General features: G+C 35.7%; 8 protein-coding genes and 2 pseudogenes. 1 reads left to right on the top strand and 9 read right to left on the bottom strand.

The annotated features are described in order from the left end of the window. Window positions 1–13 precede the first annotated feature (13 nt). On the bottom strand, window positions 14–2,911 hold the full coding sequence (locus tag H1P_RS11765) for a protein kinase domain-containing protein (protein ID WP_144867309.1): 2,898 nt from the start codon (window positions 2,909–2,911) through the stop codon (window positions 14–16). 510 nt (window positions 2,912–3,421) lie between these two features. On the opposite strand from H1P_RS11765, the gene H1P_RS11760 reads away from it, so the two are divergent. After that, window positions 3,422–4,156 carry a hypothetical protein gene (locus H1P_RS11760; protein WP_144867308.1) on the top strand — a complete coding sequence of 245 codons (735 nt, stop codon included), beginning with the start codon at window positions 3,422–3,424 and terminating at the stop codon, window positions 4,154–4,156. Between the two features lie 111 nt (window positions 4,157–4,267). Here H1P_RS11760 and htpG read toward each other — a convergent pair whose 3' ends face one another. From htpG to H1P_RS11720, 8 genes and pseudogenes are all read right to left on the bottom strand, one after another. Next, window positions 4,268–6,247, bottom strand: a complete 1,980-nt coding sequence (htpG, locus tag H1P_RS11755) for a molecular chaperone HtpG (protein ID WP_144867307.1) — start codon at window positions 6,245–6,247, stop codon at window positions 4,268–4,270. A 753-nt stretch (window positions 6,248–7,000) separates the two neighbouring features. Beyond that, window positions 7,001–7,222, bottom strand: a pseudogene (locus H1P_RS39345) (hypothetical protein); the annotation flags it as partial. 173 nt (window positions 7,223–7,395) lie between these two features. Continuing rightward, window positions 7,396–7,779, bottom strand: a complete 384-nt coding sequence (locus tag H1P_RS11745) for a glyoxalase superfamily protein (RefSeq protein WP_144867306.1) — start codon at window positions 7,777–7,779, stop codon at window positions 7,396–7,398. A 28-nt stretch (window positions 7,780–7,807) separates the two neighbouring features. Beyond that, window positions 7,808–8,269: a cupin domain-containing protein gene (locus H1P_RS11740; RefSeq protein WP_144867305.1), complete on the bottom strand. Its 462-nt coding sequence runs from the start codon at window positions 8,267–8,269 to the stop codon at window positions 7,808–7,810. A gap of 157 nt (window positions 8,270–8,426) precedes the next feature. Continuing rightward, window positions 8,427–9,143 (bottom strand): class I SAM-dependent methyltransferase, encoded by a 717-nt coding sequence (locus tag H1P_RS11735; RefSeq protein WP_144867304.1) that lies wholly within the window; start codon window positions 9,141–9,143, stop codon window positions 8,427–8,429. Window positions 9,144–9,516: 373 nt separating this feature from the next. Next, on the bottom strand, window positions 9,517–11,421 hold the full coding sequence (gene nblS / locus H1P_RS11730) for a two-component system sensor histidine kinase NblS (RefSeq protein ID WP_144867319.1): 1,905 nt from the start codon (window positions 11,419–11,421) through the stop codon (window positions 9,517–9,519). 608 nt (window positions 11,422–12,029) lie between these two features. After that, window positions 12,030–14,057 (bottom strand): NAD(P)H-quinone oxidoreductase subunit 5, encoded by a 2,028-nt coding sequence (locus tag H1P_RS11725; RefSeq protein ID WP_144867303.1) that lies wholly within the window; start codon window positions 14,055–14,057, stop codon window positions 12,030–12,032. A 702-nt stretch (window positions 14,058–14,759) separates the two neighbouring features. Further along, window positions 14,760–15,051 (bottom strand): annotated as a pseudogene (locus H1P_RS11720) (IS701 family transposase); the annotation flags it as partial.

Genomic DNA, 15,051 nt, shown 5'->3' with positions numbered 1-15,051 from the left:
GAACAATCAAAAGCTAACTTGAAATAGTTTGTTGAACTAGATTGACAACATCATCAAAAGCAAAATCATCAATTTTCTTCTGAAGTGCTTTTGCGATCGAAGTATGTTCATCTGGTATTTGACTCAGTAAATCAGCAAGTGTTTTTTCGTCTAATACAAACGCAGCTTTTTCTAGTTGAGATAACCACTCGCGGGGCATTACATCTAGAGAAATAGACTCTAATGCCACATCAGATTGAATAGCCTCTGATTGAGCATTGGTAGCATAAACGTAACTGGCTCCCAAATATTGCTTTATTTTGTCAAACAAAACTTCTTCTTTAAAGGGCTTGCGAATAAAATCGTCACACCCAGTTGCCAGCACGATAGCTTTTTCCTCCTCAAAAGAAGATGCCGTTAAAGCAATAATATAAGTCCTACGATTTTCTAGGTGTGATCTGATCCGTTTAGTAGCTTCATAACCATCTATTATAGGCATCCGCATATCCATTAAAATTAGATGAGGCTGCCACTCTGACCAGATTCTAATTGCTTCGTCGCCGTTAGCAGCTTCTTGGATTTCAAACCCCATTGGTTCTAAGAGTTGTACAACTATTTGGCGATTTTCAGAGATATCATCAACTACCAAGATACGATAAATAGGTTGATTAGGTTTTAAACCCATAACTTTTTTGGTTGGTTTGGAGGACATTAGTTCCTCTTCAATTCCTGGTTCAGCAACAATGCTAAATTTTACGATAGTCCCTTTTCCTAACTCGCTGCTGACGCTAATGTCTCCTCCCATAAGTTGCACGAATTTACGACTGATAGGCAAACCCAAGCCCGTTCCTTCTTTTGAAGTTCTGCCAGTTTCGGTTTGAGTAAAAGCCTCAAATAGAGTATCCAATTCTTCTGGTAAAATACCCGCTCCAGTATCTTCAATTTCAAAGAACAATGTCTGATTATCTGTAGGAGCTTTTTGGACTCGAAGAATTACGCTACCTTCAGTGGTAAATTTGAGAGCATTATTAAGTAGATTAATTAATACCTGACGTAATTTCTGTTCATCAGTACGAATATATTTTGGTATGTCAGGATGACGCTCAAATAAAAGCTTTAAACCTTTACTATCAAATTTAAACTCCAACATTGTTTTTGTAGTATTAAGAAGATAGTGTAAGTCAAAGCTTTGAAGATTTAACTCAGCTTGTCCTGCTTCAATTTTTGACATATCTAAGACATCATTAATCAAAGCCAGTAAATGTTCGCCACTACGATTAATAATTGCTAGTTTTTCTAATTGAGATTGCGTTGCCGATTTATCTCGCTTCATAATTTGCGTAAAACCGAGAATCGCATTAAGAGGAGTACGTAATTCGTGACTCATATTAGCCAGAAATTCACTTTTGGCTTGATTGGCACTATCGGCTAATTCCTTTGCTTCTGCTAAAGCTTTATTTGTTGCTGCTAGTGCTGCTGTCCTTTCGGCAACTCGGTTTTCAAGTTCTTCATTTAATCCTTTAAGAGCCTGTTCAGCTTCTTTTTCCTTGGTAATATCTTGATATGCGCCAAGGATACCTATCACCGTTCCATCAGCATCACGCAGAGGCGATTTATTGGTTTGTACCCAAGTTTGCACTCCCTCGGCAGTGAGTACAGGTTCAACGATTCCCAGTTCGGCTAGACCGCTAGACATGACACTGCGATCGCATTCAATAAAGAATTGCGATTCTTCAGGCTTCCAAGCTAGATCGTAATCAGTTTTTCCAATGATTTCTTTGGGAGAATTTAGTCCTGCGACATTGGCAAACTTTTGATTACAGCCAAGGTACACAGAATTGATGTCTTTCCAAAAAACGAATTGAGGAATTGTGTCGAGTACAAGTTGAAGAAGTTGTTGAGACTGGTATAGTTTTTGTTCCGCAGCTTGGCAGTCGCTAATATCCACAGCAGTTCCAACAGTTCCTACTATTTTCTCTTGAGAATTTATAGAGGGTGTGTGTGTACTTTCAAGCCATCTGTCGCCCTCGTCCTGTTTAAAGATTTTTTCTTCAACCAATGTGCGATCGCCAATAGCTCTTTGCTCTAATTCAAATTCTTGAATCGTTCCTGTTTCTTGCCATTGAATTAAACAATACTCTAAATCAGACTTAAGCTCTAATGCACTTTGATAGCGATCTTCGGCATTTTTTGCCATTAGTTTCATCACTATTTGAGAAACTATAGGTGGTATAACGGAATTGATTTGGTGAGGAGGTTTAGGTTGTATTGCTAAGTGCGAATGAATTAACTTCATCTGCTCATCACAAGCAAAAGGTAATTCTTGGGTGATTAGTTCGTAAAACATGACCCCCAAAGAATAAAGATCGGTACGGTAATCTAATATTAGATTCATTCTCTCGATCTGTTCGGGAGAGATATATGCCAAAGTTCCTTCTAAACAATCGGGGTCTTTGACAGCAGAATTTTCCCGCGATAAAACTGTAGCAATGCCAAAATCAATAAACTTTAATTGACCAGTGTGAGGATTGAAAACAATATTACTGGGATTAATATTTTTATGAATCACATTAGCTGTATGAATCGCAGCTAATGCCTCGCTAATTTTTATACTAATCGATAAAAATTTGCCTGTTTCCCAGAGAATTCGATTGAACAAACTCTGTAACGATTTTCCCTGAAAATCTTCTAAAATTATCGCCAATCGATGTCCGTGTTGCTTAAGATCGTAGGCTTTAATTATCCCTGAAACATTTAAAGAACGTAGTATTTCATATTCTCTTCGATAATGAAAAATTATTTCTGATTTCGGCTCATTATCTTTTATAAGTTTAATAATTACTGAAGTAGAATCTTGTTCTCTAATTCCTCGATAAACTAACGAGTTAGCAGTTTCATGAATTTGTTGGATAATTTGATAACCGTTAAACATAATTGGCGATAAAACTAAGATAACTGTAGTTTAAACTAACTTTATTAGATATTAGATTAAGCTAGCTCATAAATTTAGTCTAAACTGGAGATAAATGTTGGGTAAATTGCAAATTCGAGCATGGCAAAGAAGTTTGTAAAATTTTAGAACAACATGATTTTGTTAAAGCCAGGCAATAAGGTAGTCATCTAATTGTGCAAAGGCGTTTGAAAAATTCTACTATTACTATACCTATTACTAATTATTACTCAATTCCAACTAGAATATGAAACTTGATTATTCGCCAATCAGAATTATCTAGATCTCTTTTTGAAGTGTAATACTTTGATAGTAGGATAGATTATGGCGATCGCTATTTAAGTTATTTTTGCTTGTTTGTGGTTCTTGAGTCACACAAAGACGTTTACACCAGTCACATCTTCGTGTTTATCCCCATCGCATTTGGGGTAAAGGGAATGCTAACTTAGCAAAGACGCAGAGAGTGTTGATATTGAATTAGATAAAGATGATATGAATGAACAGATTAAGTTATTTCAAGATAAAATTAATCATGATTTATATTTTGCAATAGCGAAAGAAAATCTAGAGATAGCGATTCAAGCTGATACGGAAATTGAGGAAAGAACCTATACGGGTGGTGGTTTCAAAAGAGCAACTGGTTTGGGTATCCAAGAAAATGAACTGTCTCATCAAGAACGTCATTTTTTAGAAAAGAAAATACATAAAGCAATAACTGTATCTGTTGTCTTTTCAATGTTAGCAATGGAAGCTGTTGTTAACTATTATGTGGTATCTAATGGAATTTCCAAAAATCAGATAAGACCAAAAAAGATAAGCCCAAAAAAAGCTGATTTAAGTTCTAAGTATGGCATCGTCAAACAAAACCCATTAAATGATACCATCATAAAAATAATTATGGTTCTTGAAAAGAGTAATCAACCTTATCATTTAATAAAAGATATAATATTGCAACTCCAGAAAATTTTAAATCATAGAAATAACTTAATACATTATAAAGCATACATATCAAGTGATGAAGATGAAAAAGACAATTCAATAAAAGCATTTAAAGATATCCTTAATATCACAGCAGAACAAACTCAATGGGAAAAGCATTTTAATTTACCTTCATTACAAGAAGCAAAAGAAAATATTAAAAATATTGAAAACATAATTAACACACTAAAGTCTATTGATTCTAAGGTTGATAATAGTTGGATAACCAATAATTATTGGTTGACATAATTAAATTAAGCCAAAAAAGTAGGGTGGGCATTGCCCACCCTACTACAATCAAATTAAATAATTATCTCATTGTTTAAATATCTAATTAACAACGAGCCATAAGTTAATTAATTATTTTTGTGTTAACTGGGTTAAAACCTTATTAGAACGCTCCACAAAAGCTTTCATTCCTTCAGCATCAAAAGCTTTTTGTGCCATCAATGCTAAATCATAAATGTGCAAGCACATCATGTTCACAAATTCAGCATTACTAGAGTTACCAGATGCATCCACGATTGAACCTTTATTGAGGTCAATAATGTTTTGAATTAGAGGATGGCTAGTATTAATTAACAAGATATGATTGTCAGGAAAGTCCATTGTTTTTTCTTGCATTAAGGCGGTCATTTCCTGTAGTCTCCGCATAGCTTCTGGTAACAATACCATTGCAGGAGGAGTTCCTTGTGCATCGTTAGATTTGATGGCTTGGGTTTTGATATTTACTTGAGGTTTATCGAGGGCTTTTTCAAAGATTTCTTTGATAATATCGTTACGAGTTTTATTAGTTGCAGGGTCAACTATTTCTTGTGCTTTATCTTCTTCTACTAGGGTATCATCTAGTTCAGAATCTACTCTGGAAAATTGCACATCGGTTTTTTCTCTTTCTAGGAAAGGGACAAAGTAATTAGTGTCAATAAAAGAATCTAAGAAAAGAACTTCTAAACCTTGATTTTTGTAGAGTTCTACATAAGTTCCTTGGGTAGAAGGGTCACTACAATAGAATACTTTATTTTCATGTTTCTCTTTATTGCGGTCTAGATACTCTTGCAGAGTAGTATAGGGTTCGCTAGGGGTAGTATTTTCTTTGTCGTCTACACTTTCCCATGCATCATCCCCTGAATCTGTTTGTATTTCTACCTTGGGTGCTTCTGCTTCGGCTTTAGCATCTTCACCATAAGTGGTGCGATAAATAATAAAGTCTTCTACTTGTTTGCGAAATTTTTCATCTTTAATACAACCGTATTTAACAAACGTTCCGACATCTGCCCAAGAACTAATATACTTACTGCGATCTTCGTTATAAATCGATTTTAGTTTCGCGCCAATTTTTTTCGTGATAAAATCAGCTATACGTTTCACAGTGCGATCGCTCGTTAAAGCACTACGGGATACATTAAGAGGAATATCAGGACTATCTAAGACTCCCCGTAATGGCATTAAAAAGTCAGGAATAATTTCCTCGCAACTATCACTGACAAATACTTGGTTACAAAACAGTTTCATCTGTCCTTTGGTAACATCAACATCGGGTTTTAGTTTGGGGAAGTAGAGAATACCGTTAAGTAAGAAAGGATAGTCTGTATTGAGATGTACCCATAGTAAGGGAGCTTCTTGGAAGGGATATAGATAGCGATAGAATTCTAAATAATCCTCGTCAGTAAGGCTTTGGGGTGATTCTTTCCAAATAGCTCGCTGTCTGTTAATCTGTTCTCCATCAAGAACGATTTTTACAGGGATAAAGTCGCAGTAGGTTTTAACTAACTGCTTAACTCTGGGAATTTCTGCATATTCTCCTTCCTCGTCTTGGAGATGCAGAGTAATAGTAGTACCGACAGCCTTTCTCTCAGATTCAATTAATTCAAATTCTGGTGAACCATCACAAGACCAATGGACAGCAGTTGCACCTTCTTTATAAGATAGGGTGTCAATTTCTACTTGCTTTGCCACCATAAAAGCAGAATAAAAACCCAAACCAAAATGACCAATTAAATCGCTAGCAGATTTTTCGTATTTAGTAATAAAGTCTTCTGCGCTAGAAAATGCTACCTGATTGATATATTTTTTAACTTCATCGGCGGTCATTCCGATACCATTATCGGTAACAGATAGAGTTTTTTTAGTAGAGTCTACCGCAATGGTAATTTTGGGTTCGGGTACTTCTCCGGTAGATTCTCCTGCTAAAGATGCCATCTTAAGCTTGGATGTAGCATCAACACCATTAGAAATTAATTCTCGTAAGAATATTTCATGATCCGTATAGAGAGATTTTTTAATAATCGGAAAGATATTCTCGGTATGGATCGTAATATTACCTTTTTCCAGTACAGCCATAGTTTCCTTAAGTTAACTCACAGTTATTTCACTATTCTAGCGATCGATTTTGCCTTATTTTGGTGGTTAATGAATTCTGAAGATTACACTACTTTCTCTGTTCGGATTTCTCTACCTGTAGATCGATTCAAATTAAGCATTCAATAACTTTTTACTGAGAAACTTGATGAGCAAGGTGAGATCGCACTTGAACTGACATTATTATTTTCAATTAAATCGTGACATTGGATTGGCGAAAACTCGTCTACAACATATTATTGACGAGCGATTTGACCGCAGCAGCAATTAATTTAGAGAGAATTTGCGCTGGGCTCGAAGGAGTTGAGTTCCTCTTGCTCAAACCCGTATTTCTCATTCTCAGAAATTAGCAAATCGAAAACTAGCGATCTCCTGAAAAGGTGTTTTTTGAATTCGCCAACAGTATCTGACTCAACATCGGTATTAGCTTTGTGAAATTTTATTAATCAATAATTGTCAATTATCCAGAGTAATGTTATCTATTTGCTCGTTATCAAATAGTAAATAAACTTTATTTTTCCAGCGTTACAAAGAGTTAAACTTGATATTAGTTAGATAAAAAATAAAAATAAAAAAAATAAAAAATGAACACTGATGAATTCAGCAAGCGTCAAAAGTATCATTGCTGCTTTTGTCGTCATTTTAAATTAAAAGGTTATAGGTGGGGTTACTGTGAATTACTTGATGTATACATTAAAGGAGACGTGGATGCTTGTAAAATGTCGATCCCTCCATTTACTTCCCAGCATCATGAAAAGAAAATCGATTCACAAACATAAATAACAAAAAACAACAATTTAGTTTGATTATAAAATAATACCAATTATTTAAACCAGCACCTGTGGTTGCAGAAACTTGAAAGATTGAAATCTGAAGATTGACTTGTTGGGCGTATTCTAGACAACGATTAACATCAAATTGAACGGAAGGAAGCAGGTCAATTTTGGTTAAGATCATTGGTAATAGATAACAGTTAAGACAAGGATTTGGGCTTTTTTTATTAATCAAAAATTTTTTTTATCTCTTCAGCTAATACAGGGAAAATGGCATAAATTCCGAATATTTCTGCTGAACTCCTAATTCTTTGATTTTGTTCTATCTAATGAAACCTATCTACTGATTTCAGATTTTTAGGTTTGAGCCATTTCCCAAAAAGTAATGCAAACTCCCATCGGATCGAGAACAACAAATTCTTTCACTCCCCAAGGTTTTGTTTCTAATTTGCCGTTAGGATGAATCATTGCTGCATCTTTATTTTGAAATTCTCGATCTAGTTGCTCGATCCCTTCAACTTGGATACGTAAGGATGTTCCTTCTGCTAAGTGTTTATCTTCATTCTGAATCAGAAAAATTTGGGTTGAATCTCTTTGAACAATTGCCATGTGAATTGGATCGCCTTCTTTATGGATACATTTAAAGCCAAGTTTTTGTTCGTAGAAAGCGACTGTTGCTTTTAGATCGTCGCCACCTGGAATTAGGGGACTAATACTTTGTAAAACTGGAGTTTGATTCATGAAATTAGATTATTTATTGTTGCCACCACTAAGAATTATAAAACCTGCCGTCTCTGTGAGTGAAAATCCAGACACCATCTTTGTCTTTTGCAATCAGATCGTCGTCAGGATAATCTACCGTATCTTCGGAAGTGCGATCGCCAATTTCTAGATAAACTACATCTGCATCTGAACGATTAAGCAAATGATGTCCATTTTCTTCTCCTGCTGGAAATCCTGCTGCCATTCCCGCTTGTAAAATCTGTTCACCAGCATTAGTAACTAAAGTAGCTTCCCCAGACAAAATGTAAATAAATTCATCTTGTTTAGTATGCCAGTGTCTAAGGGCGGAACTACTTCCTGGTTCGAGTGTTACCAAGTTAACCCCAAAATTTTTTAACCCTACTACATTTCCCAGTTTTTTCTTAATTCTTCCTGCTACTAAAGCTTGAAATTGTTGAGGATAATTGGAGCTTTTTTTACCAGATACTTTTTGCGGATCGATAATCATACATACCACTTCTGCTTTTTTCTATATAGTATTAATATTAGACTGAAATTAGAAATTATTGGGCAAGAGCAAAATAACCCAGTAGAGTTATCTTAGTTTTGGTTTCTTCTTTCTGAAAAAGATATTACATCCCATTTAGCTCAATCAACTTTACCATCTATTTAATTCCTAACAAAGCTATATGAGAAGCAGTACGATAAAGATTAATGTTACTATTTTTTGTATTCAATAAATGAATTTTCCGACATTGTTTTTTAATTTGTTGATAATTATTAAATACAGAGTAAGGATACGATAATCCATCCCCTTCGGATATTGTGTATCCTTTACCTTTTGTTTTAATTAAATGGGCAGCTTTCCAAAGACCTAAACATTCTAAAAAATACTTGGTTAATCTAGTCAGAAAAGACCCATGCCCTAGGTAATTATCATCAGAGATAAAAATAGACTTTTTGGCCACCCTAAGCATTTCCGAAACAGCAATTTCGGGATATCTAATATGATGTAATACCCCAAATTCACACACCAAATCAAATTCATTATTTTTAAAAAGTAAATTGGTTGCATCCCCAGGAATCACTTCTTTTTTACTAATACCTTGAGAATAAGCAATATTTCTTAATTCGGGAACAGGTTCTATACCTAAAATTTTTATTTCTGGTCGATATTTTTTAATGTATTTAACAGTCCTACCTGTACCAGATCCTATATCTAAAATTGATTTAATCTCTAAAAGTTCGAGAATAGAAAGCATGAAAGACAAAGCGAAAAAGTGTTCGTCGTTTTCATTAACATGAGTATCTTCATATTTTTGGGCTGTTTCAGCATAGTATTTTCTTTGAATACTAATTTCCTGTTCAGTAAAGTCTTTCATGCAATTATTCCTCTAACTATTTTAGGTTGATTAAAAAATTGGCTACTTTTATCAATTAAATAATAAATAAATGTTAAATGTTCTGACATTATTGTGAATAAATCGGATATACGTAGCTTTACGTATGGGAGTATCCCATTTATGCAACCCCCTAATTTCTGTTTTTTGTCAAGTGTATAAAAACCTTGGAAAAATGGTCATTTTAGCGATAAGTATAATTGCCTGATCGAAAAAGTGGGATGCTCCCGTTACGTATTAACGTCAAGACTCCGCGTACAAGCAGAGGGGTTCTGGGCTAGAGTGTACCTCACTAATTTAAAAAGGATTATTATCTTACTAAGTTGTAAACTAGTGTTTAACAAAGTATGATTATCTAGTCACTAACAATTAATTTTGGCTCTTCTGGAGCTTCCCGATACACTGACAAATCAAACCAGAAAGTAGTGCCTTTTCCCACTTCACTTTCGATAAATACTTGGCTGTGATGTTTATCAATAATATTTTTTACAATAGAAAGCCCCAAGCCAGTTCCTTCTAAGGTATGAACGCGGTTTTCAACACGGAAAAAACGTTCAAAAATAGCTTCTTTGTCTTCTGGGGGGATACCAATTCCTGTATCTTTAACTTCGATTCTGACATGAGAAATAGCAGTAGATTCTTCTGCTGTTACTTTATAAGCTTTAATGGTAACTTTACCTCCAGAATTAGTAAATTTAAGAGCATTACCGACTAAATTTGTGAAGACTTGCAATAGTAAATCGTAATGTCCTAAAACTGGCGGAAGTTCTTCTTCAATATCTTTGTGCAAGGTAATACCTTGATCTTTGGCATTAAGTTGGCAAGTTCTGAGGGTTTGTTCTACAGGTTGAATTAAATCCACTGCACTCATATTGTAGCTGCGAGAAGCTTCTAAACGAGATAAATCTAGAACATCATTAACTAAACGAGTTAGTCTGTCTGTTTCGTGGTTGGCTGTTTCTAAAAATTCTTTCTTTTGCACCTCTGTAAGATCGTCCCCGTACTCAGATAAAGTTTCAATAAAAGACTTGATATTAAATAGCGGTGTTCTCAATTCGTGGGAGACATTACTAATAAATTGGCTTTTAGCTTCATTGAGTTCTACTTCGCGGGTAATATCTTGAACGGTTAAAGCAATTCCTCGGATATTCTCTCTTTCTCGATCTAAAACTTTACTTAGTAAAACTCTGACACTTCTTCTTACTGGTTTGGTCAAATTAATACTAAATTCGTCTTTTGTAGGTAAATCTTTTTGTAATGAGGGTTTTTCGTCTTGTTCCTTATCAACTTGCCCCTTGGAAGCTTCGCCATCGATAACATCGTACAGAGGTTTGGTCAGTTTAACTGTTAGTTCCGAAGGGAGATGATGCAAAATATTTTGTCCTTTTACGTCTTTACCTTCCCAGTCAAAAATATGTCTAGCAGTGGGATTGACTAAGATAATTTGCATATCTGTATCAATTAAAACTGCACCATCGGCAATAGTGGAAACTAAGGTTTCTAATCTGGCTTTTTCGGAAGTTAATTCTTCTATATTTTGTTCTTCATATTTTTCTAGTTTTTCTGCCATTAAGTTAAAGCTGGCAATTAATTCTCCTAACTCTCCTCTAAGGGGTAGATTAATGCGCTGTTTAAAGTTTTTCGCTGCAATATTTTTAACTCCTACTAATAATTCTTTAATCGGCTTGGTAATCATCAAGGCATTAAATACATTACCCAAGATCACCATCGCCCAGATGGTAATAAAAACCGAAATAGTGACATCTCTCGTAAGATTAGAAGAAGCTACTATGGTTGCATTAGGATTGATGCCAACAGCCAGAACTCCCAAATAATTTCCGTTATGATGCAATGGAACAAAAACATCAGTTATTTCTCCATTTGGGGTTTGATGCTGACGAATAAAGGGTAAGTCGCTATGGGGAACATAGTCGCTTGGTAACTCAATGTGACGCTTGATGGTGAGGGAGTTTTGGACTTCTGCTTGAGAATAGGGAATGCCAAAAAAGATTTCTCCACTTCGATCTGCATAGATGATATAGCGTACACTGGATGTACTACGAAAAAATCTCCCAGAAAATCTGGCTAAACCTGAAAAGTCATCTTCTGCAATTAAAGGTGCTGTATTGTTTGCTAACAATAAACCCAAATCACTCCCAAAGCGATTATCATTCATCTTAGCATCCAGTTGAATGGTGTTAACCGCCCAAAATGTCAAACCACTCATCACCAGCGATACCACCAAGGTTGCTGCTGCCATTAGTTTCGTTTGGAGAGTAAATTCTGACCACCAACTAGCGATCGCATTTTGAATCTGGGTAAATGGAGTTAACAATGTCGGTCTTCGCTTTGATTAAGTTTTATTTCATATTTTTACACATATCAGTTTACCAATTAAACCGTAACTAAGAGGGTAGATTTGTATCAGTAGCAAGTAATTGCAATGATTGTTTTGATTGTAAAATTATAAAGCTTCTTATTTTGTGCCATCAGGCAAGCGTCAATAAGCTAACAAAATCGGTTTGACTGAGAAGCGGAAACACTACATACATATGGGCATTGCCCATTTTATCCATAGCCTTGATATCAGAAATCAGAAATCAATCCAGGTCAATCAATAAAAGCGAAAATATTTAAATTTAAGATATTACTAAATTCTTTTAATCGGATTTACTTCTATACTTAAGCCGATCGTTTACTTTTTATAAATGGTATTACTTTTAATTATATGTAGCTTTTCCTCTATTTAAAAGATTATAGTCGCTAACTAAAATCATAACGCCATGAGACAACGCCTAATTTTGTTAATAAAAAACGATCGCTTTTTGAATAAAGGCGATCGCTATATGCTATAGTAAACAGTTACGTTTAAACTATGCTAAAAACTAAAACAAAACCTAATACTGCAGCAAAAACTATCAAAGCATAGAATTGAGCGCGACCAGTTTCGAGATATTTTAGCCCTTCACCACTAAGCAAAGTAGCCAAACCAGTTAAGTTAACAGCACCATCTACTACGCGATAGTCTACTTCCATAATTTGTCTGGCTAAACGGCGACAACCGACGATAAATACGTTGTAGTAAATTTCATCGAAATACCACTTATTAAGGGATAGTCTGTAAAGAGCAGGGTATTTCTTGGCAATAGCAGCAGGATCGATTTTTTTCGCCCGATACATCAAATAAGCAACAATGATACCTACAGTTGCAATGGCAACAGACAATCCCGCCATAATAGCAAACTCTTGAAAATCAAAGGGTTCAATACCCATTTCGGAAACAATTTCTCCTGGAGCATGAATGAACTCTTCAAAGTAATTTGCCCAAGGACGACCTATCCAACCCAAAGCAAAGGAGGGTACTGCTAAAAGTACTAAAGGTAGTGCCATAGTTAAAGGAGACTCATGGGGAGATTCATCATGTCCGTGGGTTGCGCCTTCTTCAGCATCCATTGCACCAGGGCCAAAAGCAACACCCGCAGAGGTTAATAATTGCTGACGAATTCCCTCATCGTTTCCGCGAAACTCTCCTTCAAAGGTCATAAAGTACATACGGAACATATAGAAGGCAGTTAAGCCCGCAGTTGCCCAACCAACACCCCAAAGGACGGGATTAGCAGTAAAAGCTTGTCCGAGAATTTCATCTTTAGACCAAAAACCAGCAAAAGGAGGAATCCCACAAATAGCCAAATTACCAATCAAAAAAGTACCCGCCGTGATGGGCATATATTTTCTTAATCCGCCCATTAAACGCATATCTTGAGCTAAGACTGCATTATGTCCTACCACCGCTTCCATACCGTGAATTACAGAACCAGAGCAGAGGAATAGCATTGCTTTAAAATAGGCGTGGGTCATTAGGTGGAATAAACCAGCACTGTAAGAACCTAAACCCATTGCCATCACCATGTAACCCAACTGGGACATAGTGGAGTATGCCAAACCCTTTTTGATATCATTTTGAGTCAAAGCAATACTTGCTCCCAAGAAAGCAGTAAATGCTCCTGTCCAAGCAATAATAGTCATTGCAGTAGGCACAGACTCTAAGATAGGGTAAATTCTGGCGATTAAGAAAACCCCCGCAGCTACCATTGTTGCAGCATGAATGAGCGCGGAAATGGGTGTAGGACCTTCCATCGCATCAGGTAGCCATACGTGGAGAGGAAATTGTGCCGACTTCGCTACAGGTCCCAAAAAGACTAAAACGGCAAATAAAGTAGCTAAACCAGCAGATAAAGCTCCAGAAGTAACTAATTCTTCTAATCTTTCCCCGACAACGGCAAAGTCGAAGCTACCAGTAGCCCAGTATAAACCGAGCATCCCTAGCAATAGCCCAAAGTCACCCACGCGGTTAGTGACAAATGCCTTTTGACAAGCATCCGCAGCAGCTTTACGGTCATACCAGAAACCAATCAGCAGGTAAGAACACATCCCTACTAATTCCCAGAAAATGTAAATCTGTACCAAATTAGGGCTAATAACAAGCCCCAACATTGAAGAACTAAAAATACTTAAATAGGCGTAAAAACGCACGTAACCAGGATCATGAGCCATATAACCATCGGTATAGATCATGACCAAGAAAGCTACAGTGGTGACAATAACCAACATCAAAGAAGCAAGATGGTCAATTGTATAACCCACTTGTAGATGAAAATCTCCTGCTGATGCCCATTCAATAGCACGACCATAAGTTTCATGTCCGTGAATTTGACTCCAAAATAGGGCAAAAGATAGCACCATTGCGGTGCCAATTATAGAAACAATAAAGACAGCAACTATTTGTCTGAGGTTATTAGTTGCTTTGTTTACAGATATTAAGCCGATTCCGACCAGCATTGCACCCAGTAAAGGCAACACTGGAATCAACCAGGCATATTGATAAAGCTGTTCCATTCTATTTGTCTGTATAATAGTACTGATAACGTCATCTCTTAACTTAGCGTTATCTGGAGGAAAACAGTAATTCACAAAGAAAGCCAGGCTTGCTTGCTAACTCTGCAACAAGCTTTTTTAATTAGTATTTAAGAACTAAAATTTTCCTAACCCTGTTTTCTTTATAATCATTGTATATAAGGAATAAAAAATTATCGGTCAGTCTTAGAGTTTACTCCAGGAAGGAAATGATTCGACTATTGTCTTTACTCAATAGCCAACAAGCTCAGACAATAAATATATTTTCTGCCCAAGATAAGTTAGGATCGTTTAAATATAATATTTACTACAAGATATGGTATTTACTACACAAAATTATTAGGCTTAGCATATTTACAATAATGCGTAATATTTTGGTTTCTATGACTAAAAATTAAAATAATGTTTTTATAATTGAAAGCTTTCTCTGCAAATAATTGTTTTGTACTGTTACCACCTTAGTACTATTGAATTAAACAGTAACTATATATGCTCTTGAGCTTTGTTTCCTGATTTATGTTGTTATATTAAGTAATATTCAAGGTGAGCTTTCTCGATATGTTTCCCATTAGTACTAAACCATAGCTCTTTAATAAAGGAAGCTCACGAGCCTTATGTCAGAAGCTTCATACATTTCATGTAATATAGAACTTACGCATTGACAAAAAATCACTGTCATGGATGCTAAACGGCAAAAGTATCTGTAAGATTACTTAAAATGTATTCGCGAATTACTAAAGTGAATAGATTCCTTTGCAATTGATACCAATTAGAAATTGAGCTATTTGAACGCATTTTTTCCAAACGAATAAATGCTTGAAGTGAACAAAATATGTGTGTTTTAATTGCACAACTATTTCGTACCATAAATCGACAAATACCGCAGACTTGCTTAATGGCACGATGAAATGCCTCAATTCCCCAGTGTTTATCATGAATGATGATAAATTCTTGACGAGAAACATGAGCCAATTTT

Source organism: Hyella patelloides LEGE 07179 (assembly GCF_900659865.1).
GTDB classification, from domain to species: Bacteria; Cyanobacteriota; Cyanobacteriia; order Cyanobacteriales; family Xenococcaceae; genus Hyella; species Hyella patelloides.
Note: the sequence above shows the minus strand (reverse complement) of the source record. Positions and strands in the feature narration are given on the sequence as shown.

Coding starts and splice junctions, on each gene's coding strand:
- H1P_RS11765 (WP_144867309.1), bottom strand. CDS start 2,911: ATGTTTAACGGTTATCAAATTATCCAACAAATTCATGAAACTGCTAAC.
- H1P_RS11760 (WP_144867308.1), top strand. CDS start 3,422: ATGAATGAACAGATTAAGTTATTTCAAGATAAAATTAATCATGATTTA.
- htpG (WP_144867307.1), bottom strand. CDS start 6,247: ATGGCTGTACTGGAAAAAGGTAATATTACGATCCATACCGAGAATATC.
- H1P_RS11745 (WP_144867306.1), bottom strand. CDS start 7,779: ATGAATCAAACTCCAGTTTTACAAAGTATTAGTCCCCTAATTCCAGGT.
- H1P_RS11740 (WP_144867305.1), bottom strand. CDS start 8,269: ATGATTATCGATCCGCAAAAAGTATCTGGTAAAAAAAGCTCCAATTAT.
- H1P_RS11735 (WP_144867304.1), bottom strand. CDS start 9,143: ATGAAAGACTTTACTGAACAGGAAATTAGTATTCAAAGAAAATACTAT.
- nblS (WP_144867319.1), bottom strand. CDS start 11,421: ATGGCAGCAGCAACCTTGGTGGTATCGCTGGTGATGAGTGGTTTGACA.
- H1P_RS11725 (WP_144867303.1), bottom strand. CDS start 14,057: ATGGAACAGCTTTATCAATATGCCTGGTTGATTCCAGTGTTGCCTTTA.